The organism is Actinomadura rugatobispora, assembly GCF_042656285.1.
Taxonomy (GTDB): domain Bacteria; phylum Actinomycetota; class Actinomycetes; order Streptosporangiales; family Streptosporangiaceae; genus Spirillospora; species Spirillospora rugatobispora.
This window is the reverse complement of sequence record NZ_JBHSON010000042.1, coordinates 45,739-72,024: the sequence shown is the minus strand read 5'-3', so window position 1 is coordinate 72,024 and position 26,286 is coordinate 45,739. Positions and strand designations below refer to the sequence as shown.

Annotated in this window: 26 protein-coding genes and 1 pseudogene; 14 read left to right on the top strand and 13 right to left on the bottom strand. The window is 69.5% G+C overall.

Going from position 1 to position 26,286, the window contains the following annotated elements; genetic code table 11:
• A complete protein-coding gene (locus ACFPZN_RS27510) occupies window positions 1-879 on the bottom strand; it encodes an alpha/beta fold hydrolase (protein WP_378285103.1) in 879 nt (292 codons plus the stop codon).
• A 69-nt stretch (window positions 880-948) separates the two neighbouring features.
• Between ACFPZN_RS27510 and ACFPZN_RS27505 the strand changes: the two genes are divergently transcribed.
• A complete protein-coding gene (locus ACFPZN_RS27505) occupies window positions 949-1,680 on the top strand; it encodes a glycerophosphodiester phosphodiesterase (protein ID WP_378285102.1) in 732 nt (243 codons plus the stop codon).
• 202 nt (window positions 1,681-1,882) lie between these two features.
• Here ACFPZN_RS27505 and ACFPZN_RS27500 read toward each other — a convergent pair whose 3' ends face one another.
• The gene (locus tag ACFPZN_RS27500; RefSeq protein ID WP_378285101.1) at window positions 1,883-3,556 is read right to left on the bottom strand and encodes a DEAD/DEAH box helicase; all 1,674 of its coding nucleotides are present in this window, start codon (window positions 3,554-3,556) and stop codon (window positions 1,883-1,885) included.
• A 455-nt stretch (window positions 3,557-4,011) separates the two neighbouring features.
• On the opposite strand from ACFPZN_RS27500, the gene ACFPZN_RS27495 reads away from it, so the two are divergent.
• Window positions 4,012-5,856: a serine/threonine-protein kinase gene (locus ACFPZN_RS27495; protein ID WP_378285100.1), complete on the top strand. Its 1,845-nt coding sequence runs from the start codon at window positions 4,012-4,014 to the stop codon at window positions 5,854-5,856.
• A complete protein-coding gene (locus ACFPZN_RS27490) occupies window positions 5,853-7,775 on the top strand; it encodes a serine/threonine-protein kinase (RefSeq protein WP_378285099.1) in 1,923 nt (640 codons plus the stop codon). Before ACFPZN_RS27495 ends, ACFPZN_RS27490 begins: the two co-directional genes overlap by 4 nt.
• A 153-nt stretch (window positions 7,776-7,928) precedes the next feature.
• Here the strand turns inward: ACFPZN_RS27490 and ACFPZN_RS27485 are convergent, their stop codons facing one another.
• The 6 genes from ACFPZN_RS27485 to ligD (ACFPZN_RS27460) form a co-directional block, all read right to left on the bottom strand.
• A complete protein-coding gene (locus tag ACFPZN_RS27485) occupies window positions 7,929-8,210 on the bottom strand; it encodes a GlsB/YeaQ/YmgE family stress response membrane protein (protein ID WP_378285097.1) in 282 nt (93 codons plus the stop codon).
• A 142-nt stretch (window positions 8,211-8,352) separates the two neighbouring features.
• A complete protein-coding gene (locus ACFPZN_RS27480; RefSeq protein ID WP_378285096.1) occupies window positions 8,353-8,589 on the bottom strand; it encodes a DUF3107 domain-containing protein in 237 nt (78 codons plus the stop codon).
• 206 nt (window positions 8,590-8,795) lie between these two features.
• A complete protein-coding gene (locus ACFPZN_RS27475; protein ID WP_378285095.1) occupies window positions 8,796-9,422 on the bottom strand; it encodes a TetR/AcrR family transcriptional regulator in 627 nt (208 codons plus the stop codon).
• A gap of 182 nt (window positions 9,423-9,604) precedes the next feature.
• Window positions 9,605-9,841, bottom strand: coding sequence for a hypothetical protein (locus ACFPZN_RS27470; RefSeq protein ID WP_378285094.1), 237 nt, complete (start codon window positions 9,839-9,841; stop codon window positions 9,605-9,607).
• Between the two features lie 96 nt (window positions 9,842-9,937).
• The gene (gene ligD / locus ACFPZN_RS27465; protein ID WP_378285093.1) at window positions 9,938-10,840 is read right to left on the bottom strand and encodes a non-homologous end-joining DNA ligase; all 903 of its coding nucleotides are present in this window, start codon (window positions 10,838-10,840) and stop codon (window positions 9,938-9,940) included.
• Window positions 10,830-11,804 (bottom strand): non-homologous end-joining DNA ligase, encoded by a 975-nt coding sequence (ligD, locus tag ACFPZN_RS27460; RefSeq protein WP_378285091.1) that lies wholly within the window; start codon window positions 11,802-11,804, stop codon window positions 10,830-10,832. The genes ligD (ACFPZN_RS27465) and ligD (ACFPZN_RS27460) overlap by 11 nt, the downstream gene beginning before the upstream one ends.
• Before the next feature lie 115 nt (window positions 11,805-11,919).
• Between ligD (ACFPZN_RS27460) and ku the strand changes: the two genes are divergently transcribed.
• Together ku and ACFPZN_RS27450 are read left to right on the top strand one after the other, a co-directional pair.
• Window positions 11,920-12,816 carry a non-homologous end joining protein Ku gene (ku, locus tag ACFPZN_RS27455; protein WP_378285090.1) on the top strand — a complete coding sequence of 299 codons (897 nt, stop codon included), beginning with the start codon at window positions 11,920-11,922 and terminating at the stop codon, window positions 12,814-12,816.
• 108 nt (window positions 12,817-12,924) lie between these two features.
• Complete coding sequence (locus ACFPZN_RS27450) at window positions 12,925-13,668, top strand: hypothetical protein (protein ID WP_378285089.1); 744 nt, start codon at window positions 12,925-12,927, stop codon at window positions 13,666-13,668.
• A 60-nt stretch (window positions 13,669-13,728) separates the two neighbouring features.
• On the opposite strand, the gene ACFPZN_RS27445 is transcribed toward ACFPZN_RS27450, so the two are convergent.
• Together ACFPZN_RS27445 and ACFPZN_RS27440 are read right to left on the bottom strand one after the other, a co-directional pair.
• A complete protein-coding gene (locus tag ACFPZN_RS27445) occupies window positions 13,729-14,268 on the bottom strand; it encodes a hypothetical protein (RefSeq protein ID WP_378285088.1) in 540 nt (179 codons plus the stop codon).
• Window positions 14,269-14,454: 186 nt separating this feature from the next.
• Entirely contained in the window at window positions 14,455-16,608 is a 2,154-nt protein-coding gene (locus ACFPZN_RS27440; RefSeq protein WP_378285087.1) for an MMPL family transporter, read from the bottom strand.
• 136 nt (window positions 16,609-16,744) lie between these two features.
• On the opposite strand from ACFPZN_RS27440, the gene ACFPZN_RS27435 reads away from it, so the two are divergent.
• The 8 genes and pseudogenes from ACFPZN_RS27435 (at window position 16,745) to ACFPZN_RS27400 (ending at window position 22,494) form a co-directional block, all read left to right on the top strand.
• The gene (locus ACFPZN_RS27435) at window positions 16,745-17,491 is read left to right on the top strand and encodes a TetR/AcrR family transcriptional regulator (RefSeq protein ID WP_378285086.1); all 747 of its coding nucleotides are present in this window, start codon (window positions 16,745-16,747) and stop codon (window positions 17,489-17,491) included.
• A gap of 307 nt (window positions 17,492-17,798) precedes the next feature.
• Window positions 17,799-18,134 (top strand): hypothetical protein, encoded by a 336-nt coding sequence (locus ACFPZN_RS27430; RefSeq protein ID WP_378285085.1) that lies wholly within the window; start codon window positions 17,799-17,801, stop codon window positions 18,132-18,134.
• Between the two features lie 7 nt (window positions 18,135-18,141).
• A pseudogene (locus ACFPZN_RS27425) lies at window positions 18,142-18,447 on the top strand (WXG100 family type VII secretion target); the annotation flags it as partial.
• Between the two features lie 816 nt (window positions 18,448-19,263).
• Complete coding sequence (locus tag ACFPZN_RS27420; protein WP_378285242.1) at window positions 19,264-19,521, top strand: hypothetical protein; 258 nt, start codon at window positions 19,264-19,266, stop codon at window positions 19,519-19,521.
• Entirely contained in the window at window positions 19,418-20,659 is a 1,242-nt protein-coding gene (gene mycP, locus ACFPZN_RS27415) for a type VII secretion-associated serine protease mycosin (RefSeq protein ID WP_378285084.1), read from the top strand. The genes ACFPZN_RS27420 and mycP overlap by 104 nt, the downstream gene beginning before the upstream one ends.
• Window positions 20,660-20,754: 95 nt before the next feature.
• A complete protein-coding gene (locus ACFPZN_RS27410; RefSeq protein ID WP_378285083.1) occupies window positions 20,755-21,219 on the top strand; it encodes an SseB family protein in 465 nt (154 codons plus the stop codon).
• Window positions 21,216-21,551 carry a DUF6317 family protein gene (locus tag ACFPZN_RS27405; protein ID WP_378285082.1) on the top strand — a complete coding sequence of 112 codons (336 nt, stop codon included), beginning with the start codon at window positions 21,216-21,218 and terminating at the stop codon, window positions 21,549-21,551. Before ACFPZN_RS27410 ends, ACFPZN_RS27405 begins: the two co-directional genes overlap by 4 nt.
• A gap of 193 nt (window positions 21,552-21,744) precedes the next feature.
• Window positions 21,745-22,494, top strand: a complete 750-nt coding sequence (locus tag ACFPZN_RS27400; protein WP_378285081.1) for a hypothetical protein — start codon at window positions 21,745-21,747, stop codon at window positions 22,492-22,494.
• Between the two features lie 877 nt (window positions 22,495-23,371).
• On the opposite strand, the gene ACFPZN_RS27395 is transcribed toward ACFPZN_RS27400, so the two are convergent.
• Together ACFPZN_RS27395 and ACFPZN_RS27390 are read right to left on the bottom strand one after the other, a co-directional pair.
• On the bottom strand, window positions 23,372-23,617 hold the full coding sequence (locus ACFPZN_RS27395) for a DUF397 domain-containing protein (protein ID WP_378285080.1): 246 nt from the start codon (window positions 23,615-23,617) through the stop codon (window positions 23,372-23,374).
• Between the two features lie 2 nt (window positions 23,618-23,619).
• Window positions 23,620-24,474, bottom strand: a complete 855-nt coding sequence (locus tag ACFPZN_RS27390; protein WP_378285079.1) for a helix-turn-helix domain-containing protein — start codon at window positions 24,472-24,474, stop codon at window positions 23,620-23,622.
• Window positions 24,475-24,686: 212 nt separating this feature from the next.
• Here ACFPZN_RS27390 and ACFPZN_RS27385 point away from each other — a divergent pair, with 212 nt between their 5' ends.
• Window positions 24,687-24,974 carry a hypothetical protein gene (locus tag ACFPZN_RS27385; protein ID WP_378285078.1) on the top strand — a complete coding sequence of 96 codons (288 nt, stop codon included), beginning with the start codon at window positions 24,687-24,689 and terminating at the stop codon, window positions 24,972-24,974.
• A gap of 39 nt (window positions 24,975-25,013) precedes the next feature.
• Here ACFPZN_RS27385 and moeZ read toward each other — a convergent pair whose 3' ends face one another.
• Window positions 25,014-26,195, bottom strand: a complete 1,182-nt coding sequence (gene moeZ, locus ACFPZN_RS27380; RefSeq protein WP_378285077.1) for an adenylyltransferase/sulfurtransferase MoeZ — start codon at window positions 26,193-26,195, stop codon at window positions 25,014-25,016.
• Between the last annotated feature and the right edge of the window lie 91 nt (window positions 26,196-26,286).

Here is a 26,286-nt window from a genome sequence, read left to right as displayed (position 1 = left end):
TCAGCGGGTGCAGCGTTCGCAGTGGTTCCAGAAGTCGGTGAGGGCGTGGGCGGTCGTCTCGGGCGCCTCGACGGCCGGGGAGTGCGCGGCGCCGGGGATGACCACCCTGGACGCGTCGAGCCGCTCGGCCATGGACGCCTGCTCGCGCGGGTCCCAGGCGTCGTCGTCCTCGCCGTACAGCACCAGGGTGCGCAGCCCGGTGTCCTCGGTCAGCTTGGCCAACTCGTCGACCTGGTCGGGGCAGCCCAGCAGCTCGTGCGCCATCGCCACCAGGGCGGTCTCGGAGTTGCCCATGGTGCGGGCCTGGAGGAAGTCGACGATCTCCTGCGGGAGGCCGCGCCTGCGGGCGTCCGGCTCCAGGCTGAGCGTCCAGATCTGCCCCAGGCCCAGCTGCGGGATCGCGTCCCGCAGCGCCGTCGCCCTGGCGGCCACCGGCCCGGTCAGCCCGGCCGGGCCGGAGCTCATGATCGTGTACGAGGCGGGCCGGAGGTTCCCCGACAGCAGCGCCTCCCGGGTGACCAGGCCGCCGAAGGAGTGCCCCACCAGGTGAACCGGGTCGGGCCCCAGGGCCGCGGCCAGGGCGGCGATGTCGTCGCCGAGCGCGGCCCGGGTGTAGGCGGACGGGTCGTCGGGCCCCGGGGTCTGGTACTGGCCGCGCATGTCGACGGCCACGACCCGGCGCCCGGCGCGGGCGAGCGTCTGGAGCACCGCCAGGAAGTCCTCCTTGCTGCCGGTGTAACCGGGCACCAGCAGGGCCGGACGGCGTTCGGGCACACCCGATCCGGGGAGGGCCTCCAGCACGGCGAACGCACCGCGGGAGGTCTCGACCGACGTCCGGCGAACGCCGGGGGGCAAGGTCAGGAACCGGGGCGTACTCACAGGTGGCCACCATACTCAATCTCGACGGGACGACACCGGTCAAGGCGCTTCGGTGGTAGCGTCCAGGCCGTGGATCAGGGCGCTGCACGGGACGACGGCGTGCCGCCGCTGCCGGGCGCCGCGGCGGCGATCTCCGCGCACCGCCGGGACGAGGCGGGCCTCGCCGGGCTGCGGGACGCGGTGGCGTCCGGTGCCGAGTACGTGGAGATCGATGTCCGGCGTACCGCCGACGGAGTCCTGGTCGTCCATCACGATCGTACCGCCGCGGGTGTGCCGCTGAACCGCTGCTCCTACGCGCGGGTACGCGAGCTGGCGCCCGATCCGGTGCCGCGGGTGACGGAGGCGCTGGAGATCATCGGGGGCCGGGCGCGCGGCCATCTGGACCTCAAGGAGCGGGGCTGCGAGCACGAGGCCGTGGAGCTGGCGCGGGAGGCGTTCGGCGAGGACGGGTTCGTGGTGACCACCCGCGAGGCCGGGTCGATCGCGCTGATCAAACGGGACTTCCCCGGGGTGACCGCGGCGCTGTCGGTGGGGCGCGGGCTGTGGGAGCGCGGCGCGGTGCGCGACTTCGTCCCGCTGCGCGCGATCCGCGAGTGCGGGGCGGACATGGTGGCGCTCAACCATCGGCTGGCGCGGGCCGGCGTGCTGCGCCAGTGCGCGCGGGCCGGGTTCCCCGCCATGATCTGGACGGTCAACGCGGTGCCGCTGATGCGCCGCTTCCTGGACGATCCGCGGGTCGCCGTGCTGATCACCGACCATCCGGGGGCCGCGGTGCGGCTGCGCGACCACCGGCGGCGCTGAGCCCGCCGCGCTGAGCGAGAGCGCCGCCGAAGGGGCGCGACCGTGGCCGCGCCCTCCGGGTCGCCCGCCGTCTCGGGCGGGACACTGCGAGATCACGTGGCGAGCGCGTGATCCCGCAGTGGGAGCCGGGACGCTGATCGGTGCGGCGCATCCCGGCCGGTCGGTCGGTCGTGTCGGTCAGGTGTCGTCGTGTCGTCAGGTGTCAGGTGTTCTGCGAGGCCTCGCTCGCGGCGGCCGGGGCGGTCTCGCCCTCCGCCACGGGCTTGCCGGCGCGGGTGCGGCGGCGGCCCCGGCTGCGCTTGCGCTCGGTCGCGACGGCTCCGCCGGACCGCTCGCCCTCGCCTCCGGGCTCGTCGGCCGCGGCCGGCTCGTCCCGGACGGCCCTGGTCGCGGCCTGTCCGGCGCCCTCGTGCGCGGCCGCGTCGACCGGCTTGCCGCCGCGGGTCCGGGCGCGGCTGCGCTTACGCCGGCGAGCGGGCCGGTCATGGTCGCGGTCCTGGTCCCGGTCGCGCCGGTGCGAGGAACGGACCTTGCCGGTCTCGCCGATGTCCTCCAGCTCCTCGGCGTCCAGCCCGGCGCGCTCGCCGCGCTGCTCCTTGGGGAGCTTGCCGGTGGTGCCCTCGGGGATGCCGAGCGCCGCGTAGAAGTGCTCGGAGGTGGAGTAGGTCTCCTCCGGTGCCGCGAAGTCCAGCGACAGGGTGCCGTTGATCAGCTTCCACCGGGTCAGGTCGGACCAGTCGACCAGGGTGACCGCGACGCCCTCCTTGCCGGCCCGGCCGGTGCGGCCGATCCGGTGCACGTAGGTGTCGGCGCTGTCGGGGCACTCGTAGTTGACCACGTGGGTGACGTCGTCGACGTCCAGCCCGCGGGCCGCCACGTCGGTGGCCACCAGCACGTCGATCTTGCCGTTGCGGAACGCGCGCAGCGCCCGCTCCCGCTGGCCCTGCCCGAGGTCGCCGTGCACCGCCGCGGCGGCGAAGCCGCGCCCGGCCAGGTCGGAGGCGACCCGGTCGCAGGCCCGCTTGGTCTGGCAGAACACCATGGTCAGCCCGCGGCCCTCGGCCTGCAGCAGCCGCGCCACCATCTCGGGCTTGTCCATCTGGTGGGCCTGCCAGACGTGCTGGACGACCTGCGGCGTGGCCTCGGACTCGGTGTGCGACTCGGCCCGCACGTTGGTGGGCCGGGTGAGGTACTTGCGGGACAGCGCCACGATCTCGCCCGGCATGGTGGCCGAGAACAGCATCGTCTGCCGCTGCGCGGGGATCCGCTCGACGATCCGCTCGATGTCGGGCAGGAAGCCCAGGTCGAGCATCCGGTCGGCCTCGTCCAGCACCAGCACGCCGACCTCGGAGAGGTCGAGGTGCTTCTGCTTGACCAGGTCGAGGAGCCGGCCGGGGGTGCCGACGACCACGTCGACGCCCTCCCGCAGCGCCTCGATCTGGGGCTCGTAGGCGCGGCCGCCGTACACCGACAGCACGCGGGTGCCGAGCTTGCCGCCGGCGACCAGGAGGTCGTCGGTGACCTGCAGCGCCAGCTCGCGGGTCGGGGCCACCACCAGCGCCTGCGGGCGGCCGCGGCCGTGGGTGATGCGCTGGAGCAGGGCCACGCCGAACGCCAGCGTCTTGCCGGTGCCGGTGCGGGCCTGCCCGATGATGTCGTGCCCGCCCAGCGCGATCGGCAGGGCGAGCTCCTGAATGGGGAACGCGTCGACGATGCCCTCGCTGGCGAGGGCATCGGTTATCTCGGGTACGACCCCGAGTTCACGAAAGGTAACCAGGGCTTCCAGCCTCCAAAAGTGCGGGGTCCTCGCTCCCGGGGCGGCGCTGCTCCGGGACCCGGCACCGCGATGCCGCGGTGGGCCGGGCCGATCGAACACACCGGCGCCGGCCGGGCCGTCCCGCGGGGACGGTCGCCGGGTCGCCAGGTGTGGCCGCGCGCTCGCGCGGGAGGGACCAGCCGTCGATCAAAATTCCTTCGGCGACCGCAGTCAGGGGTTGAAAGCAGTCACTCGCTGTGGCTGCGTGCGGTCACACTCCGCGACGCAGTGTACCGACCGTTGGATCCGTACACCAATGGCCGATCATAGGAAGGAACGCTTCCACCCGTAACGGCTATTCCCCGGGCGCCGGAGGTTGGTGTATATGGGGCGGTTGATTCGCGGTGGCGGGGCGGCGTTCGCGGGACGGATGGGACGACGCGCCCCCGGGCCCCGGCCGTCTCAGGGAAGGACCGAGACGGCCACAGTCGGCCATCGGAACGTTCCCGGCCCCTCGATCGTTCCCGCGTCGTTCGTCACGGACGGCATGCGCATGATCCTGACATTCTTGGCTCGTGAGCGATGGCAGGGACATGACGGGCGCGCCGTCCGGGGCCTCCGGGGCCCTGTGGCGGCTGCCCGGTTTCACCGAGGTGCGGGAGCTGGGCGCCGGTGCGCAGGGCCGGGTGGTGCTGGCCCGGCACGACGAGGGCGGCGGCCCCGTCGCGATCAAGTACCTGGCCCGGCGGGACGGCGACGTCCCCGAGGTCGAGCGGCTGCGGGACGAGGCGGCGATGCTCTCCCGGGTCACCGACGAGCACGTGGTGCGGCTCTACCGGTTCGTGACGAGCCGGCACGGCGCGGCGCTGGTCATGGAGGCCGTGGACGGGGTGTCGCTCGGACGGCTGCTCGCCGAGACCGCCCCGCTGGAGCCGGAGGCGGCGCTGGCGATCCTGAAGGGCTCGCTGCTGGGGCTGGCCGCCGCGCACGCGGTGGGGGTGGTGCACCGCGACTACAAGCCGGCGAACGTGGTGGTGCGGGGCGACGGGCTGAGCAAGCTGATCGACTTCGGGATCGCGGCGCCGGCGGGGGAGGGCTCGCGGTCGGGGACGCCCGCGTACATGGCGCCCGAGCAGTGGCGCGGCGAGGCGGCGTCCCCGGCGACCGACGTGTACGCGGCGACCTGCGTGTTCTTCGAGTGCGTGACCGGTGACCGGCCGTTCCGGGCCGAGGCCGCGGCGGGGCTGATGCACCGGCATCTGAACGAGGAGGTGCCGGTCGAGGACGTCCCGGAGCGGCTGCGCGACCTGGTGGCGCGCGGCATGGCCAAGGAGCCGGGCGCGCGGCCGCCGGGGGCCGAGGCGTTCGTGGCGGAGCTGGAGTCGGCGGCGGCCGAGGCGTACGGCGCGGACTGGGAGCGGCGCGGCGTGCGCGCGCTGGCGGTGGCCGCGGTCGCGCTGGCCGCGCTGTTCCCGCTGGGCGCCGCCGCGATCGGGTCGGGCGGTGCGGCCGTGGGGGTGAGCGCGGCCGGGGCGGCGAGCGCCGCCGGGTCGGGAGTCGGCGCGGGCGCGGTGTCGGGCGGTGCGGCTGCGGGCGGCGGCGTCATGGCCGCGACCGGGGCGAAGGTGGCGGTGGCGGTCGGCGCGGCCACCGTCGTGGCCGCCGGCGGGGGGACGGCCGCCTACGTCGCCGCCGACCGGGGAGAGGAGCCGGCCGTGCGCCCGGTCGCCGCCGTCTCCACCCTCAACCAGTCGACCCCGCTGCCGGGACGGCCCGCGCTCCAGGTCCAGAACGCCCAGTTCATCCGGATCAGCGGCCTACCGGACGCCGATCTGCTGCGGCGCGTCAACACCGCGCTGCGCGCGCCACTCGACCAGGCGATCCAGGGGCTCCGCAGGCAGGTGACCGGGCCGGTCTTCGGCGAGGCCAACCGCCCGCGCTGCGCCACCGTCGGGAGCCGCGCCGCCGTCCGCTACAGCGGCCCGCGGCTGGTCTCGGTGCTGTACGAGTTCGAGACCCGCACCTGCTCGGTCGCCGATGAGCAACCGGGGTTCAAGGGCGCCGTCAACGTCGACCTGCGGACGGGCCGGGCGCTCACCGCGGCCGACATCTTCCGCGACCTGGGCCCGAACGGCCTCGCCGCGCTGACCCGCGTCATGCCGGACATCGGCGACGCCCAGCGCGACTGCCTGCCCGGCGGCCGCCTGCGGCGCGCCGACCTCGAACCCGCCCAGGCGGGCGGGGCACCGATCCAGGTGGTCTTCACCCGGGAGCGGGCGGAGCTCACCCTGGTCGCGCCGGGCCTGGCGTGCGGCACCTTCGTGGTCTGGCCCGTCCCGTACTCCGGGATCATGAACCTGATCAAGCCCGAGGTGGCGGCGCTGCTGCCCGGTGCGTCCCCGAGCCCGGAACGGACATGAGCGTGAACTGGCAGGTCGACGGCTTCACCGAGGTGCGCGAGCTGGGCTCCGGCGCCCAGGGGCGGGTGGTGCTGGCCCGGCACGCGACCGGGAGCCCCGTCGCGATCAAGTACCTGGTCCGCCGGGACGGCGACGACGCCGCGATCGAGCGGCTCCGGGACGAGGCGGTGATGCTGGGCCGGATCACCGACCCGCACGTGGTGCGGCTGTACCGGTTCGTGAACGGGGAGCACGGCGCGGCGCTGGTGATGGAGGCCGTGAACGGCGCCTCGCTGAAGGAGATCCTGGCGCGGCACGGCGCGCTGGGGCCGGAGGCGGCGCTGACCGTGCTGAAGGGGTCGCTGCTGGGGCTGGCCGCCGCGCACGCGGTGGGGGTGGTGCACCGCGACTACAAGCCGGCGAACGTGGTGGTGCGGGGCGACGGGCTGAGCAAGCTGATCGACTTCGGGATCGCGGAGCCGGCGGGCGAGGGCTCGCGGTCGGGGACGCCCGCGTACATGGCGCCCGAGCAGTGGCTGGGCGAGCCCGCGTCCCCGGCGACCGACGTGTACGCGGCGACCTGCGTGTTCTTCGAGTGCGTGACGGGCCGCCGCCCCTACGCCGTGGGGGAGGGGCTGGGCGCGCTGCGCGAGGGCCACCTGAACGGCGCCGTGCCGGTGGAGGCCGTGCCGGGTCCGCTGCGCGACCTGCTGCGACGGGGCATGGCCAAGGGCGCGGCCGAACGCCCGCCCGGCGCGGCGGAGTTCGTCACGGAGCTGGAGACGGCGGCGCTGGCCGCGTACGGGCCGGGCTGGGAGCAGCGCGGGATCCGTGCCATGGCGGGCGGGGCGGTGGCGCTGGCCGCGATGTTCCCGCTGGTCGCCGCGGGCCTGGCGCCGTCCGCGACGGGAGTGGCGGGCACCGCCGCGGCGTCCGGGACGGCCGCGGGCGCGGTGGGTACGGCGGGCGCGGGAGGCGCTGCGGCGGGAGGAACGGCGGCGGGCGCGGGAGGCGCGGCGGTGGGAGGCGGCGCGGCCGGGGGCACCGCGGCGGGGACTGCTTCGGGCGCCGGCGGTGGCGGGATCTTCGCCGCCGCCAGTGCGAAGATCGTCGCCACCGTGGCCGCCACCACCCTCGCCGCCGGGGGCGTGGGCGCCTACGCCGTCGGCACCCGCGACGACGGGCCGCCCGCCGGGGCCACGCCCGCGCTCGTCCCGGTCAGCGCCCGCGTGGTGACCGCGAACCAGCCCGCGGGCGGCGGCGCGGCGGTCGCCGCGCAGCAGTACGTCACCGTCAGAGGGCACCGGGACAAGGCCGTCGAGCGGCGGATCAACGCCGCGCTGCGCGCCGCGTCCGACCGCGGACTGTCCACCTACCGCCGGGAGTACGCGGGCCGCCCGGACGTGCAGGAGGTCCACTCCACCGCCGAGATCACCCTGAAGACGAACCGGCTGGTCTCGGCGTCGTACTCGTTCGGCGTCACGCCCGTCCCGGACGGCTCGGGCAACTGGGTGAAGAACTTCACCAGCGAGGCCACGATCGTCGTCGACCTGGTCACGGGCCGCACGCTCGGTCCGAACGACCTGTTCACCGCCGCCGCGTTCACCCCCGCCGGGCTGGTCCGGCTGGCCGACCGGATCGCCCCGCACGACGAGCGGCGATGCCTGCGGCCCGGTCCGGTCCCGGGCGAGGCGAACAAGCCCTTCCGGATCAAGGCGTCCGACCTCCAGCGGACCGGCTCGCCGGTCCAGATCGCCCTGGCGCCGCGCGAGGCCCGGTTCGAGATCGCCGTGGAACGCCTCGACATGACCATGGCGGGGCAGGTGTGCCAGGTGACGGACGCGAGGGTCCCGGTGGACGAACTCGCGGATTTCCTGACGCCTGCCGTGCTCAAGGAGATGCGCTCGGCCACTCCGACGCCCACGCCCAGCCCGTCCTGACGATCCTGACGGCACGTGGACGTGCGGAAGGCCCCCGCGTGCAGGGCGCGGGGGCCTTCCGGTCTCGGGGCGCCGACTCTCTGGACGCCGTTTCCGTGTTCGTGTTCTCTTCGTTCTCCTCGTGCGCCGTACCCCGCGCGGGGGAGCGGCGCGTCAGTGCGTGTGCCGGCGCGCGCCCCAGCGGCGCCCGCCGCCGCGGGAGTTCACCGAGGTCAGCACGGCCACGCCGAGCGCGGCGATGAGCACCGAGAACACGATCGCGACGAGGGTGCCGGCGCCGAGCGCGTCCGACACCACGCCGCCGAGGATCGCGCCGGCGATCCCGACGAGGATCGTCAGCAGCATCCCGATGGGGTTGCGGCCGGGAACGATCAGTCGCGCCAGTGCCCCGACGACGGCACCGACGATGATGAACCAGAGAATCGTCGTGAGCATGGTCGATCACCATCCGTTTTTCTGGGGGTCGTTGTGCATCTTCCGCGTTCACGACCCGCGGTCGGCGATCGATATGCCCGTTGTGTCGGTTTCAAACGTGCCCCTCGCCGGACGGACCCGGAAAAGGGGATGAAAGCGCAGGTCAGGCGTACTGGCTCCCGCCGAAGCCCACCGTCTGCCGCTCCTCCTCGGCGATCTCCAGATAACCCACCCGGTCGGCCGGGATCACCACCCGGCCGCCGCGCTGGTCACGGAGCACCAGGACGCCCCGCTCCTCTCCCAGCGCGTCGGCCAGCGCCCGCTGCACCTCGTCGGCGGACTGCGTGGTCTCGACCACCAGCTCCTTGGGCACGAACTGGACGCCGATGCGAACCTGCACGCGAAGCTCCCTGTGCTCACCCGCCCCGCCACCCCCGGCGGGACGTCCTGCTCCGATGGTCGCACGCGGACGGGGCGAAACGCCCTCCGGACGCTTCGCCCCGAGTGAAACCGGAGTGAACCGGGCGCAGGGCCCGGCACTGGACCGGCCGCCGGGCCCGGTGCCGGGGCCGGTCCCGGGCGCCGTGCCGCGCGGCGGCGCCGGGGTCAGCCGGCGGGCGTCATCGGGAAGCCGGAGATCCCGCGCCACGCCAGCCGGGCGATGATCTTCTCGGCGGTGTCCTTGGGGATGGCCCGGTGCTGGGACAGCCAGTAGCGGGCGCTGACCTCCGCCATGCCCACCAGGCCCATGCCGAGCAGGTGCGCCTCGTCGCCGGGCGCGTCGGTGTCCTCCGCGATCACGCGGGCGATCATCTCGGCGCACTGCTGGTTGGCCCGCTCGACGCGGGCCCGCACCGGGGCCACGTTGCGCAGGTCGGACTCGAACACCAGGCGGTACGCCTCGCCCTCACCGGCCACGAAGTCGTAGAAGGCCTGCATGCTGGCCTGCACCCGCAGCTTGTTGTCCGAGGTGGACTCCAGCGCGTCCCGCACGGTCTTCACCAGGGCCTCGGCGTGCTCGTCCAGCAGCGCCAGATAGAGCTCGAGCTTGCCCGGGAAGTGCTGGTAGAGCACAGGCTTGCTGACGCCTGCGCGCTCGGCGATCTCGTCCATCGCCGCGGCGTGATAGCCCTGGGCGACGAACACCTCCTGGGCCGCGCCGAGCAGTTGCCTGCGGCGCGCCAGTCGCGGCAGTCGCGTGCCACGAGGGCGGGCGTCCGGGGTCGCGGTCACCACACTCTCCGATCACCGAATCAGTGCGACGGAAAGGGGTACCCGTCGCTGGGAACCAATCCCAACATCCTACGCGCCGGTAACCTCGCCGGTCACCCGCAACACCGAGGTCGCCCGACCGGAGCCGGCCCGGACCGTCCCGGGCCCTCCCGGGCGCGGCCGCGGCGGCCCCTCGTCCGGCCTCAGCGGTAGTCGTCCTCGTCGAGCTCGACCACCCGCCGCTGCTCGGCCGCGTCGGCCTCGTCCGCGTCGAAGGGTACCGGTTGCGGCCAGCCGGAGCGGTCCTCGTCGTCGCGCAGCGCCGTCCGCTGCTCGGCCGCGTCGGCCTCGGGGGCGTCCACGCTCAGCTCGGCCTCCTGCTCCGTGTCAGGCTCGGCCGCGGTCGCGCGGTCGGGCTCGGCCTCGTTCATCTCGCTCATCGCTCCTCCTGGGGGAGGTCCGGGCCGTGGCGGCGACGTACTACCCGGCCGCGACGAGGTCTATGCCGTGGATCGGGGCCCGATCGGGGGTCGTCGTCACGGCAGCGCCCGCCCGTGCTCGCCCAGCAGCGGTTCCAGCAGGTCGCCGTGCTCCTCGATCCGCTCCAGCACCTCGTCCGGCGAGAAGACCAGCGCCGCGGCGTCGTCGCAGTCGTCCAGCTCCTCCCAGGTCACCGGGGTGGAGACCGACGGGCTCGGCGCGGCCCGCAGCGAGTACGCGGCGACGGTGGTCTTGGCCGGGTTGTTCTGGCTCCAGTCCACGAACACCTTCCCCTTGCGCAGCCGCTTCTCCATCCGGCTGACGACCAGGTCGCCGTGGTCGGCGGCGAGGCGCTGCGCGGCCTTCTTCGCGTACTCGGAGGTCCGTTCGCTCTCTCTGATCGGCACGTACAGGTGGAGCCCCTTCTTCCCGCTGGTCTTCGGGTACGAGTCGAGGCCGTCCTCCGCCAGCAGATCGCGCAGCAGCCGGGCGACCTCGCACGCCTCCACGATCGTCGCCGGCGCCCCCGGGTCCAGGTCGAACACCACCAGGTCCGGGTCGTGCAGCCCGCCGCGCGGCCCGACCGTCCACTGCGGCACGTGCAGCTCCAGCGCCGCGAGGTTGGCGCACCACACCAGCGTGGGCAGGTCGTCCACCACGACGAAGTCCAGCGAGTCGCGCCCGGACGAGCTGCCCGGCGTCGGGACGCGCGCCGTGCGCACCCAGTCGGGGGTGTGCGACGGCGCGTTCTTCTCGAAGAACTTCTGGCCGTCCACGCCGTCGGGGTACCGGATCCGGGTCGCCGGACGGTCCTTCAGGTGCGGGAGCAGCACCGGCGCCGCCCGCACGTAGTAGTCGATGACCTCGCCCTTGGTGAACTCCGGGTACAGCTTCTTGTCCAGATTGGACAGCGCCAGCTCCCGGCCCTCCACCGTGACGGCGGTCTTCTTAGGGCTCACGGATCACCTCGAGTGGGTCCTTGTCGTCGCGCAGACCGCGCCATGAGGGGAAGCGCAGCCGGCCGTCCCTGGTCCGCACGCTGTAGGCCACCTCCCCGACGAGGACCGGCTCAACCCACTGGGCGTCGCGGGCGAACTCGCGCGGCACCGGCTCGTCGAACGGGCCGACCGCGCGGCGCAGCGGCCACAGCGTCTCGTACAGCTCGTCCAGGGCCCGGTCGCTGAACCCGGTGCCGACGTGGCCGACGAAGCACAGCCGGCCCTTGGCGTCGTACTCGCCCAGCAGCAGCGACCCGACGCCGCCCTCCCGCCGCCCCTTCCCCGGCTTCCAGCCGCAGATGATCACCTCGCGGGTGAGGAAGTTCTTGACCTTGCGCCAGAAGTCGACCCGGCGGCCCGGCCGGTACACCGAGTCCAGCCGCTTGGCCAGCAGCCCCTCCAGCCGCTGCTCCTTGGTGAACTCCATCAGCTCGGCGACCTGGGCGGTGTCGCCGCCGTCCAGGAACGGGGGCACCTCGACCGGGCCGGTGCCGCCGAGGTCCAGCTCGGCCAGCAGCGCCCGGCGCTCGGTGTACGGGACGTCGTAGAGCAGCCGGCCGTCCAGGAACAGCAGGTCGAACACCACGTAGCGGACGGGGACCTCGCGGATCAGCCGGGGGTCGGGGCGGCCGACGTGCATCCGGCGCTGCAGCCGCTCGAAGCTGGGGCGGCCGTCCTCGAAGGCGACCACCTCGCCGTCCAGGACCACGTCGTGGTGGGGGAGGAGGTCGGCCAGCGCGGACAGCTCGGGGTAGCGGCCGGCCAGTTCGGTGACGCGGCGCCCGCTGGCCCGCACGCCGTCGGCCGAGACGTAGCTGATGACGCGGACGCCGTCCCATTTGAGCTCCAGGGCCCAGCGTCCGGTGTCGTCGGGGAGTTCTCCGGTGGCGGCCATCATGGGGTGCACGGGCCACGGCATGGTCATATCCGCGTCTTACCCTCCCCTTCGTTCGGAGAAAAAAGGATCAAGAGCGCGTTCTGGTGCAATTCGCCACCGGTTGGGACGCTAAGGAGCACAGGCCCCGGGGTAAGGACGGACCATGCGCAGTATCTGGAAGGGCGCGATCTCCTTCGGGCTGGTCACGATCCCGGTGAAGCTCTACTCGGCGACGGAGCAGCGGGACGTGTCCTTCCACCAGGTGCACCGCGAGGACGGCGGCCGGATCAAGTACAAGCGGGTCTGCACGGTGGACGGCGAGGAGGTCCCCTACTCCGACATCGCCAAGGGCTACGAGCTGCCCAGCGGCGAGATTGTCGTGCTGACCGACGAGGACTTCGCCGACCTGCCCCTGTCGAGCAGCCGCCGCATCGACGTGCTGCAGTTCGTGGAGCGCGACGAGGTCGACCCGATCTACTTCGCCAAGACCTACTACCTGGAGCCCGACCAGCAGGGGGCCAAGCCGTACGTGCTGTTGCGCGACGCGCTGGAGGACTCCGACCAGGTCGCCATCGTGAAGGTGGCGCTGCGGCAGCGCGAGTCGCTGGCCACGCTGCGGGTGCGCGAGGGCGTCTTCGTGCTGGAGACCATGCTCTGGCCGGACGAGGTGCGCGAGCCCGACTTCCCGTTCCTGGAGGAGGACATCGAGGTCCGCAAGCAGGAGCTCAGCATGGCCACCTCCCTGATCGAGAGCATGCAGGGCGAGTTCGACCCGGGCCAGTACAAGGACGCCTACCGGGAGGCGCTCCAGGCCGTGATCGAGGCCAAGATCGAGGGGCGCGAGGTCACCCGTCCCGAGGCGGAGGCGGCCGAGGAGCCCGCCGCCGACCTGCTGTCGGCCCTGCGCGCCAGCGTCGAGGCGGCGAAGAAGGAACGCGGGGAGAAGAAGCCGCCGGCCAAGTCCAAGGGCCGTGGGAAGGCCGCCTCGTCGCAGTCCGCGTCGTCGTCTTCGTCGTCGAAGAAGGGCGAGTCCAAGCCCCGCGGCCGCAAGTCCGCCTAGCCGGCCGCGGGGCCCTCCCCTTCAAGGGAGGGCACGCAATCGGTCAAGAACACGCCGGGGGCCGTCTCCGCCCCGCCCGACCCGGGAATCGCTCCCGGGGAGGTCGCGGTGCAAGCGTGGTTCACCAAGGAGATCGTGGACGGCGGCAGGCTGCGGCTGCTGTGCTTCCTGCTGGCCTTCATCGCCGCGTTCCTGTTCATCCGCTTCAGCGTCCGGATGATCCGCAGGCAGGCCCGCTGGTGGCCCGGGAACGTCACCCCGGGCGGCCGGCACATCCACCACGTGGTCTTCGGCATGGTCTTCATGTGCGTCGGCGGCATCGGCGGGCTGGTCGTGCCCGGGGTCTCCTCCGGCTGGGCCGCGGCGACCTCCGCCGTGTTCGGCGTGGGGACGGCGCTGGTCCTGGACGAGTTCGCCCTCGTCCTGCACCTCAGCGACGTCTACTGGACCGAGGAGGGGCGGCTGTCGGTGCAGGTCGTGATGATCGCGATCGCCCTCTCCGGGCTGCTCCTGCTGGGGTTGCGGCCGCTGGGCGTCGGCGAGAAGGACGTGCCGGGCGAGCCCTGGCAGATCGCCTTCGGGCTGCTGCTCAACCTGGCCATGTCGCTGATCGCGCTGCTGAAGGGGAAGACCTGGACCGGGCTGATCGGCCTGTTCATCGGGCCGCTGGCACTGGTCGGCGCGATCCGCCTGGCCCGTCCGGGATCGCCGTGGGCCCACCACCGCTACACCGAGGGGTCCCGCAAGTGGTCGAAGGCCCAGGTCCGCGACCGCAGGCTCCGGGCGCCGGTGCAGCGGTTCATGATGAGGTTCCAGGACTTCGTGGCGGGACGGCCCGACCAGGGGCGGTGACCGGAACGTCCTGCGGCGTGGCGGCGGGCCCGTGCCGGACCCGCCGCCGCGCGCGGTCGATCAGCGGCCGAACGGGACCGTGGTGCAGAGGAGCCGGGCACCCGCCTCCCCCGTGCGGCGGTCGGTGGGCTTGGCGTGGATCACCACCGAACGCTGGCCCTTGGCGACCCGCCACGGCACGACGGCCCGGGAGTGGCCGCGGCCGTCGCGGTCGATCCGCACGTCCAGCCAGATCTCCTTGAAGCGCAGCGGCGTGCTCGACCTGGCCAGCCGCTGGTAGTGCGTACCGGAATGGGACGCCTTGGGCCCGCACTTGTTCTGGTGGACGTGGGCGCCGAAACGCTTGCCCGCGGCGGACCTCGGGAACCCGGACACCCGCAGGTCGACGACCGTCCTGCCGCGCGCGCCGTGGACGGTGACGACCTCCTTCACCGCGGAGTAGCCGCGGTGGTAGGTGTGCGTCGGCCCCTTCACCCTGGTCACGCCCTGCCGGTGCTTCGGGCACGCCGCCGCCGGCGCGGCGATCAGGCCGAGAGCGATCCCGGCCGCGGCCGAGGTGACCGCCGCGCGCCTCAGGGCGGCGCGTCTCTTCGTCGGCATCATCTTCCCCTTCGTCGGTTGAAGGACGGGGCCGATCATGCCCAGGGCGTGACGCCCGCGCATCGCTCCGTGACCGCGCGTGGGAGGCGTGAGGCCGAGATTTCACCAACGCAAGACCAGGCGCGGCCCCGGCGGCCTGGTCCGTGCCGCCGGGGCCGCGCCCCCGCCCCGTTCTCCCCTCGGGGTTCAGGTGCCGGCGGGTTCGAGCTCGCGCTCGGGCGCCGGAGACTCCTCGCCCTCCCGGATCCCGTACCGGCGGTACACGCGGACCAGCGGACCCGGCGCCCACCAGTTGGCCCGGCCCAGCAGCCGTATCGCGGCCGGGACCAGCAGCGCCCGCACGATCGTCGCGTCCACCACGATGGCGATCACCATGCCCACCCCGGTCATCTTGATGAAGGTGATCCCCGAGGTGGCGAACGCCCCGATCACCACCACGAACAGCAGCGCCGCGCTGGTGATGACCGCCCCGGTGCGCTGCAGCCCGGCGGCGATCGCGGTGGTGTTGTCGCCGGTCAGGTCGTACTGCTCGCGGACCCGCGACAGCAGGAACACCTCGTAGTCCATCGAGATCCCGAACAGCATCGCCAGCATCAGGATCGGCATCGCCGGGGAGATCGACCCGGTGGCGGTGAAGTCCAGCAGGCCCGACAGGTGGCCGTCCTGGAAGATCAGCACCACCGCCCCGAACGTCGCCGACAGCGACAGCAGGTTCATGACGATCGCCTTGAGCGGCAGCACCACCGAGCCGAAGGCCAGGAACAGCAGCACGAACGTGGCCAGCCCGACCGTCACCCCCAGCCAGGGCAGCGTGGCCCCCATGCTGTCGAGCTGGTCCACGACCGCGGCCGTGACACCGCCGACGTAGGACTCGGCGCCGGGCGGCGGCGGCACGTCCCGCACCCTCACCACCAGGTCGCGGGCGGCATCGGAGTTCGGATCGTGGTCATACCCCAGCGCGATCCGGGTCGTCTCGCCCTTCGCACCGGTGACGACGGTTCCGGTGACGCCGGAGACCCCCTCCAACCGCTCGGCGTACGCGCGGACCGCGGCCTGATCAGAGGTGCCGTGCACGACCGCCGTGATCGGGCTGGTGGCGTTGCGCGGGAACCGCGTCTCCAGCGTCTCCGCCACGACCTGCGCCTCGTTCCCGGCGGGCAGCACCTTGCCGTCCACGCCGCCCCAGTTGATCCCCAGGAACGGGGCGCCGAGCGCCAGCAGCAACCCCACCGTGGCGACCGTGTAGACGATCGGACGGCGCATCACACTGCGCACCAGCCGCGGCCACCAGCCGGACCCCGCGCCCTCCCGCCTGCGGACCGGCAGCGCGTTCACCCGGTGCCCGAGCACCCCGAGCAGCGCCGGCAGCACGGTCAGCGCGCCCGCCATGCAGACGAACACGGTCGCGATCCCGCCGTACCCCATCGACAGCAGGAACCGCTGGTCGAACAGCAGCAGCCCGGCCAGCGACACCGCCACCGTCACGCCGGAGACCGCGACCGTGCGCCCCGCCGTCGCCATCGTCGCGGCCAGCGCCCGCTCGGTGGACGGATCGCGCCGCAGCTCCTCCCTGAACCGCCCCACCATGAACAGCCCGTAGTCGATCGCCAGCCCCAGCCCGAGGAACGTGGTGATGTTGATCGCGAAGATCGACACGTCGGTCACGTACGTGAGCAGGTGCAGCGCCGTGAACGACCCGAGGATCGCCAGCCCGCCCACCAGCAGCGGCAGGCTCGCCGCCACCAGCCCGCCGAAGATCACGATCAGCAGCACCACCAGCACCGGCAGCGCCATCCCCTCGGCCCGGGCGATGTCGGACGACACCCGCTCGTTGATCGCGACCTCGGTGGCCAGCGTCCCGCCGACCTTCGCGGTCAGCCCGCCGCCGACCTCCCCGAACCGGCCGCGGAGCGCCTCGTACCCGTCCTGCCGGGCCTCCGCGTCCCCGGCCAGCCGCACCACCGCATAGGTGGACGCACGATCCCGGCTGACCAACTGCGGAGAACCCGTCGACCAGTAGGTCCCGGTGGAGGCGACCTTGTCACGCGGCAGCGCCCCCAACGCCGCCTCCACCGCACTCCGGTAGCGGGGATCGTCCACCGTGAGACCACCATCGGCCCGGTAGAGGATCACCACATCGGCTGCGTCCCGTCCCAGCTCACGCTCGGAGACGCGCTCCGCCCGGTCGCTGTCGCTCCCGGGCGTATCGAAGCCGCCCCCAGGGGAGAGCGCGCCGAACACCCCCGTCCCCCACACCGCGGCGACGGCCACGAACAGCAACGCCACCGCGAGGACCGGCCGGCGCCGCCGGTAGGTCCACCGCCCCCAACTCTCGAACATCCCCACCCCGCTACACACTGTCACTAGAGTGAACATCGTTTACTGCGAACGCCGTTAACATCGCACACGCCGTAAGCTTCCGTCAACGGCGTTCATGGTGAATCATGTGGGGACGTCGACGAGGGAGTCAGAGGCTTTGGGGGAGTCACGGCGCGACCGGATGCGCGCGGCGACCGTTCAGGAGATCACCCGGACGGCCCGGCGCATCCTGGTCGAGCAGGGCCCGGACGCGGTCACGCTGCGGGCGATCGCCCGCGAGATGGGCATGACGGCGCCCGGCCTGTACCGCTACTTCGACAGCCACGCGGAATTGCTGCGGCACGTCGTCGGCGACATCTTCGCCGACCTCACCGCCGAACTGCACGCCGGACTGTCCGGAGTCCCCGACGGTGACATGAGCGGAAAACTCCTGGCCGTCGCCCGCAGTTTCCGCCGCTGGGCCTTCGCGCACCGCCGCGAATACGCCCTCCTCTTCGGCTCCCCGATGCCCGATCTGGCCCACCGCAAGGAAGTCGACTTCGCCGAGGAAAGCGCCCAGCGCTTCGGCTGGGCCTTCCTCTCCCTTTTCCTGGAACTGTGGCGGAAGGCCCCATTCCCCGTCCCCGCCGACAAGGACATCGACCCGCGCCTGAGAGGCCAGCTCCGCCGCTACCGGGACTTCACCGTAGAGGGCTCCGACCTGCCCCTGGGCCTGATCCAGACCTTCCTGCAGTGCTGGGTCCGCCTCCAGGGCGCCGTAAGCCTGGAAGTGTTCGGCCACCTGGAATTCGCCCTGGACGACCCCGAACCAATGTTCGAACTAATGCTATCCGAAATGGCCCCCATCCTAGGCCTCACCTACTCCCCGCCCGCACGACATCCCAAAGACGAGCCGGACCGGTAGCCGCCGCCCTGGAAGCTGTCGCGACCAGGCTCGCCGCGACACCGTCCCAACGCTTGCGGCGGACCTTAGGTCACGCCCTCAATGCGCGGTGCAGCCCGTCCACAAACGCAGGCGCTGCGACTCCTCCGGGCGCCGGCGAGCATCACTGCAGGTAGTGACCTTGATATCGCTCCAAGTTACGAAGTGTCTGGACGGGCACGATGCCCTGCACTATCTTTGATCTCCGGGTCAAGGGGCTTGTCATTGCGGGGGCCTGGATAGGTGGGCGACCCGATTTCCCCACCCTCCAAGGCTAGAACGGGGTGAAATGTCCGAAGTAGAGGTCGTCCGGTCAGCACTACGCCACGTAGCCAAGAACCTCGACCGAACGCTCCAGTCCTTCGAGGGCGCAGGCTCTCCCGATGATCTACGGACGAGAGCAGCCATCACCGCACAGCACCTGGGCAACTGGGACGCGGGCCAGACCCTGTCCATCACCACCGGTCTGGCATCCCGCCACCTCGGAGGCTCCTATCGCGAGTTTCTGACCGAGTACCAGGCCGCAATCTCGGCCCTCCTCAAGGTCGCCGAAACCTACGACGATGCCGAAGAGATGACCGAGAAGCGAGTCCGCGACGTCATGACCGGCACCGACGAGGGATGACCTGATCGTGGGGAATGAGCGTCCCCTCCGCGGACCGGAGCCGACCGGTTCGGTGGAAGGGCTCAAACTAGAGCAGGTCCGTGCCCGCCTGCAGTCGACCAGCCCTGAAAAGGTCGCAGCCGCCGGACACGCCTACAACGCAGCCGCTGCGAAGCTCTCAACCGCCCACCGCGAACTCAGCGAGGCGATCACGTACCTAACGCAGCGCTGGCGAGGCCCCGCTGCCAACGAGGCGCTGGCTGCGTTGATCAAACTGAGAGACACGGCCCAAGAAATGGCGGCGAAGAGCGGGCAGACAGGGAAGGCTCTGCAACAGTACGGCGAAAAAATCTTGCCCTGGTACAAAAGCCATCTGCCTGACGACGGATTCATCCGCTCCGGCCGAGACGATGAATACGCCCAGAAGCTGATGGCCAGGCTGAACAGCCGCATCACCCAGACCCACGCTGCCCTGCCCGACGGCCTGAGGGTCAAGCTTCCGGGCATCAGTCAGGGCGGCGAGTCGGCTCGTGACCACTCACCCCTCGGCCCCGGCTCTCCACACGGGGGCTCTCCGGTTGGGCAGTCCGGCGGCGTATCGCTTTCCTCAGCAGCAGATTCAGCGTTTCCTCCATCAGCGAGCCCAGGGAGCGGAGGTGCCGGCCATGACCCGAGGGGCGCTGGTTCGGGCTATGGACAGACCAGCACACCGGGCCTGATCGGGACAGAGTTGGCTTCGACCCAGACAGGCATGCCGACAAGCACAGGTAACAGCCCGGGGCTGGGCGCGCCCCCCACCGGGGCGCCCGTCTCCAGCACGCCAGTTGGCGGAAGCGTTGGGGGACCTGTACCGATGTCTCCGGGGGTTGGCCCGCGAAATCCCTCGCCAGGTGTGAGCGGTCGGGGGCTAGGCCAAGGCGGCATGAGTGCCTCTGGCCGCGGTCCTCGGGGCGGAGGAACAGCTTCGATGGTCCCAGGAGGCAACATCCTCGGAGGTATGGGCGGTGCGGGGCGTTCAGAGGATGAGCACGAGCGTTCGACGTGGCTTGCCGTGGATCCGGACATCTGGGGAGCCGATGATGAACAATGGGCACCTCCGGTAATCGAAGGCTCTGAGCCCGCACGCCCAATTGAGGGGCCTCTAGGGCGAGTGAACCAAGCCGACCAACCGTTGGCTCCCAGCGCTGAGCAGCCCGAGGCGAGCGGCGAGGAAGACGAACTGGATCTGGTTCTGGCTGAACTGGAAGCCGAGTTGGAGCGGGAACTTGAGATGGCAGGTCTCCTGGAGGAGGGACGCAGTGCCGATGGGCAGGAGAATCCGGCGCTGGATGACGGTCCCAACGGCCTGCTTGGTCGCCTTCCCCATCACGACACCAGCCTTGGCGGCGATTCCCAGGCCACGAAGTGAACAATGGTGGCTACGCCAGTGGCAGGCGGAGAAGATCTGGTCACTTACCCAGGGGCAGGGCGTGACCGTCGCGGTGCTAGATGGCGGAGTCAACGCTCACCTGCCCGACTTGGCGGGAAGGGTGCTTCCTGGTGGGGATATGCTGGGCGGCGGAACGAACGGCCTCAAGGATCTTGATACGCGCCAGCACGGCACGAATATCGCCGGTTTGATCGCGGCGCAGGGACAGGGCACAGGAATGCTGGGGATCGCACCCCGATCCCGAATCCTTTCGATCCGCATGAACAACGAAACACATGGCTCGGGGTCGGATAAGAACATGGCCGCGGCGATTAGGTCGGCAGTCCGCCAGGGAGCCAAGGTCATCAATATATCGCTGGCTGCCGGGTCGGACACTGGGCGCGTTTGCGATCCAGAGCGGGAGGCGGCGGTCACCGAAGCTCTGCAGCGAGATGTCATCGTGGTAGCAGGGGCGGGCAATAACATCCACGAGAGGAACGTGCCGTTGCAGCCAGCCGCTTGCCCCGGGGTTCTTGCGGTCGGATCGCTCGATAGGAAAGGACGCCCCGATCTTTACTCGCAGCCACAATCGTACGTCGCCGTCTCGGCACCGGGTGTAGAAATCGCCTCAATCAGAGAGGAGTCCTTCGCGCCCAAGGGATACATCGAGAAGGATTTGCGCGGGACAAGTCTCGCCACGGCCCTCGTCTCGGGTGTCGTCGCATTGGTGCGCTCCAGATATCCGCAGATGCCTGCACGTGAGGTGCTGCGCAGGATCACCGCCACGGCCGAGGACGTCAAGCCGAAGGGGCGCGATACTAAGACCGGCTTCGGTGCTGTCCGCCCATATGAGGCGTTGACAGCGCAGCTTCCCGCGAGCGCCCCCAATCCCGTCTACGAGGCGTGGGAGCGATCACGCCGTGAACGCGCCCTGCATCCCCTTCCCGGGCGGACCCAGGAGACCATCCGAGACGTGGTGCCCCTACGCACACGGATGATTCAGATCGGGACAGCAGTGGGCGTACTCGTGCTCGTCGGGATCGGCACCGCAACTGTAGTGGTTCTCATAGTCAGGCGACGAACCCGAACCCGTTCCCGGCCCTTCAGAAGCGATCCCGGTCCAGCGCCGAGGTTGTGAAGTGAAAGGTATGGCGGCCTGATATAGCCAATTGTGATTTGGGGTGATTCTGATTCGACGGATCACCTCGATGGAGCCGGGAGGACTTACGTGATATGAGTAGGGATCTTGGTGGGATGCTGAATAGGAGCACCCCATTCGCCCCGACGAGCGAAGACGAAATATCCAAGCGTCTGGAAAGTCCAAGGCCGGGCCAGGCGGCTGATGCGAAAACGCGTCCCTCCACACTGCCTCCAGAAAGCCAAACGACACACGATGATGTCCAGGAGGAGAGCGAAACGGCTAAATGGGAGGTATATGTGCCCGTGGCTGAGAAGCCGCACAGGGACGACGGACCTGTGGTTGTCGAATACGAAGTCCGCGAGACCGAACAGGGGTCGGGGGCGGTCCTCGTTTATACCTCACCAGAGATTCTTCAAGGTGAGCTGGGGCAGTTTCAGCCGATGGTCAAGGTCGACATCATCGAACTCCTACATCATATTCACGGGCAAGTGCCGGTCGTGGTGAATCCCACCCTTAAAAGTGGGGTTCAGAGGCGCCAAGCAGAGGAGGATCAGTGAGTGAATTTAGTGCTCAAATCGATTCTCTCGTGGATGCTGGACGGCAATTTCAGAAGATTGCCGTCGACTACAAGGGGGATATATCGGGTGGCTTTGAACGCCCTTCCACAGGCAATGGTAAATCCGACGCCATGTTGGAAACAACGCTTAAGCTGATTGATCTCCTGCATGGCGCCCTGGCTGACGCTGTATGGCAACACGGCGAAAAACTCCAGTTGGTGGCTGAGGAGTTCCAAACTGCCGAGGACGCCAACATCACCGTTCTATACAAGGCTGCCGTAAATGCCTCCACCACCCCCGGAGACATGCCAAGTATTGGCGCCAAGAAATAAAGGCGGGACAACGATGGCCCCTGGCAGGGAGAAGCGAGCAGAGCCACTACCAAGCATTCCTCCGGCGGAAACGCCAAAAATGCGTGCATATATACCCCCAACCTGGGGGAAAGTGTACATTGAGGGGGATTGGAATGGGCTTTCTGCTCTGGCTGGAAAACTCTACGCATTCTCGCAGGCCGGTAATCCGCGAGTGGACGAGCTCACCGGCCAGGTGAATAAGCTGCTCGGATATCAGAGCACTGTGAAGTACAGTGGTAGAAGTGCTGAAGCCTTCAGGACGAACTATGGCCAGGATGCCCTGATGATGGCAGGCTTGAATAAGATCATCAACGCCGCTGCAGGCATTATCGACGCACTGGCCTCAAGGCTTGCAATGCTCGAGCAGCGTATCGAGAACGCCCTAGTCGCAGGGCGTCAGGCAGGCTACTTTGCGCAGGACGACAACGTCCACACGAGGCACGCACCCACTCTTCCCGACCCTCCTCCGATAGGATCCGTCACCAGGATGGATGAATGGCATGATCTGCGTAGAAGGTGCTTGGCGGATGCCGAGAAGTCCCGTGTACTCGCGGCGGCACAGTTGAGCAAACTGGCAGACGCGTTGATGGAGGGCTTGAACTACTATAAAGGCCAGAGGACGGTTGGAACCCTCGACCCAAACGGCTTGCTCCGTAAGGGGCAGGTCGATTGGTACTCTCCTCGAATCGAGGAATTGCGTAAGAAGCTCGAAGAGGGCAAGGGTGATCTGAATCTAAAAGGTTCGGATGCGAATACTGTCCTGAAGGACATGAAGGCAATCGGTGGCGGCGCGAGTGCGGTTGGTGACGCAATTTCAGGAATTCCCCACCCGGCTGCGCAGGGGACCGGTGGAGCCGTAAGCGCAGTCGGTGGTGTACTCACCGCACTGTCGGGTGTTGGAGAGCATTTTTCCAAGAAGTAGTAGCGATGGAGAAGACACAGGGGGCAATCCCTTTTCTAGTGGTTTGCTCACCTCTAGTCCGCACTTCGCGACTTGCGGAACCGTGCAAAACGCGCACAGAAGCATGGTGGCAGGGGCAGCTTTGATGAAGGATGTGGAGTTTTATGGATCAGGAGACCGGCCCTCGCCATTGCCGTTGGCCTCTGTTTCACGCTGTGGACGGCGGCAATCTTGTGGTGTTCAAAGCGCTCGTGGCTACGCCACTGCTTGGAACGTTTCTTGTTGGCTGCTCAGGGTCGACAGAGTCTCTGCCCACCTCATCCGCCGTCCCTAAAACTCCTGTTCCTTCGACGTCAGTGATGTCTCGGGGTTTCGAAAGGGGAGAGATCCGGACCACGCCGGATCCGCGGACTCTGCTTTCACCTAGCCTGCGCCGGGACCTGCGATTCGCGGACGCCAAAGCCTCAAGTTGCAAGAAGGAAAAGGCATACGATCGGGTGGAAAAATGGGTATGTCACCTGTTCACGCCTCAGGAGTCGTCCGAGAGCGATATGATCTCGATCCGCGTGGAGCTGCCAACACCTGAGAATGGGAGGACTGCAACGGAGAAAGCGACCAAAGAGTTCGCTGATCTGAAATGGTCCCTCCGAAATTTTTCCCCTTGCTCAATCCGGGTTCAACTCGGTGACGAGGCATGTCAGTCTCCAAAGTACACCTCATCCCTAAAATCGAGCGCCGTTCTGTTCCGAATTCGAAATGTGAACGTGCAGATCATGGCGGCTACCGGCGATAAGGACAGAGCCAGTGTGTCAGCGTTGTCTGACGAGCAAGGGCGCCGGGCTTGGCGGGTCGCTTCTGAGTTGGCTCGGGGGCTTGAGCGGCGTGGGTGATGGGGGCGTTAGTGGGTGAAGAAGTCGAATTCGGCGTTGCGGACGCCGGCTAGGAAGGCTTCCCATTCACTGCGGGTGTAGACGATGACCTCGGCGTCGGGGTGGTGGCTGTGGCGTACGGCGACGCGTTCGGTGCCGTCGTTCAGGGGACCGGCCTCGACGCAGTTGCCCCCGTTATTGGGGCTGTAGGTGCTGATGTGCCACGCGACGCGGGCACGTTCTTGAGGGCTGAGTCCTTCGGCTGCCTCTGACATCCTTACTGCCATTCCTCTGCTATCGCCGAAATCAGGTCGGCGGACTCGGTCGGCCCGAGGGCCATGCGCTTGTGCCCATCGTAAGCCCGGACGAACCGTTCAGACTCGGGCGGCTCAACGTAGATGCCGCCTGCCATCGTCTCGGTGTACGCCATCTCGGGGAACGGGGCCGGCAGTTCGAAGATCTCGAAGGTGCCATACGTGCTGGCCGGGGTGCCTGCGCGGAAGGGGAGCACCCGGATGTCGATCTTGGACCTGCTGGAGCATACTGTGAGATGACGAAGTTGGGCCGCCATGATCTGCGGGCTGCCGATCGGGCGTCGAAGGATGGACTCGTCCAGGATCACTGAAAACCGGGTGGGAGCGTCTCCGGTGAGGATCTGCTGCCGGGTCATCCGCAGTTCGTGCCAGCGCTTGATCTGCTCGGGTGTGGCGTCGGTGTCATTGATGCGGATGACGGTCTCGGCGTACTCGGGTGTCTGGAGCAGCCCGGGTACGACGATTGCAGCGTACGACCGAACGTGCGTGGCACGTGACTCCAGCCAGACATAGTCGATAAGTGAGCCGACGACGTCTGTGGAGTAGCCGTCCCACCAGCCCTTTTGCCAGACATCCTGGCTGAGCTGTAGGAGTGCTTCGCGGCGCTGGGGATCGGAGACGCCGTACAGGTCCAGGAGGGCCAGCAGGTCGGGGCGGCGAATCGGGTAGAAGCCGGATTCGAACCGGCTGACTGTCCCCGGGTCACGCTGGAGATATTCGGCGACCTCCTTGATCACGAGCCCGCTGTCGTCGCGCAGTTCACGAAGCTGCTGGCCAAGCCACTGGGAGCGCAGAGTCGCCCGCTGCGGAGTGCGCATGCCCGACTCTCCTTCCGCCGATATCGCGCCGCGAAGATCATTAACAATAATCGAGCTGAACAACTTGTTCCTTGCTCGACGTGATGGAACTATACCAACCGTAGGTCAATGGCTACGGTCCGCGACTGAAAGCGGGTCAAGAGGAGGGCCGGGACGCTGATCGCGTGGTGGCGGAGGCGTCCCGGCCCGGTTGCTCGGAAGGGAGCACCCTGATGGATGGCATCCACGAGTCCGAACCATCATTTGTCTACCACGTCGACGACCGGGCCGCCGCTGAGGTAGCCGAGCTGGCCGGGGGTGCGGTGGCGCGGATGTTCGCGCTGGTCCAGGAGTACGACGACGACAACGAGCAGCCCGTGCGTGAGGTCGTGGCCTACGGGATGGAGTTGCCGGGCGGGCTCGTCATGACGGTTCCGCCGTCAGGGGCGGGGCTCTCCAAGTGGCAGAGTCCGGACAGTGCTTCGCGGCGGACGGGAGCGGAGCTGGTCTGGCTTGGGTGAGTGCGGTGGCCCCGGGGCCCGGCCCCGGGGCCATCGGTGTCAGTAGGAGGGGAGGCTTGGGTCGATTTGCTTGACCCAGGCCAGGACGCCGCCGCCTACGTGGACGGCGTCGGAGAAGCCGGCGTTCTTGACGACGGCCAGGGCCTCGGCGCTGCGGACGCCCGACTTGCAGTGCAGGACGATCTTCTTGTCCTGGGGGAGGCGCTCCAGGGCGCTGCCGTCCAGGAACTCGCCCTTCGGGATGAGCGTGGCGCCCGGGATGGAGACGATCTCGTACTCGTTGGGCTCGCGCACGTCCACCAGGAAGATGTCGTCGCCGCGGTCCTGCATGGACTTCAGCTCGGTGGCCGAGATGGTGGAGTCCTTCACGGCCTCGGCGGCCTCGTCGGAGACGGCGCCGCAGAAGGCCTCGTAGTCCTCCAGCAGCTCGGTCTGCGTCGGGTTCTTGCCGCACAGCGGGCACTCGGGGTCCTTGCGGACCTTGACCTGGCGGTAGTTCATCTCCAGGGCGTCGTAGATCATCAGGCGGCCGACCAGCGGGTCGCCGATGCCGGCGAGGAGCTTGATGGCCTCGTTCACCTGGATGGAGCCGATCGAGGCGCACAGGACGCCGAGGACGCCGCCCTCCGCGCAGGACGGGACCATGCCGGGCGGCGGGGGCTCGGGGTAGAGGCAGCGGTAGCAGGGGCCGTGCTCGGCCCAGAAGACCGACGCCTGGCCGTCGAACCGGTAGATGGACCCCCACACGTACGGCTTGCCGAGCAGGACGGCGGCGTCGTTCACCATGTAGCGGGTGGCGAAGTTGTCCGTGCCGTCGACGATCAGGTCGTACCGGCCGAAGATGTCCATGATGTTGTCGCGGTCGAGCGCGGTGTTGTGCACAACCACGTCGATCAGCGGGTTGATCTCACGGACGGTGTCGGCCGCGGACTCGGCCTTGGGCTTGCCCAGCGACGACTGCCGGTGGATGACCTGGCGCTGCAGGTTCGACTCGTCCACGATGTCGAAGTCGATGATGCCCAGCGTGCCCACGCCCGCCGCGGCCAGGTACATCAGGGCGGGGGAGCCGAGGCCGCCCGCGCCGACGCACAGGACCTTGGCGTTCTTGAGCCGCTTCTGCCCGGCCATCCCCACGTCGGGAATGATCAGATGTCGCGAGTAACGGTTGACCTCGTCGCGGGTGAGCTCCGCCGCGGGCTCTACCAGAGGTGGCAACGACACTGTGGGTGCTCCTGTGCTGACGCTCGGCTGTAACGGGGGTACTTCCTCCCACCGCACAACCTTGCCATGCCGCAGGGCATTCCCCGAACCC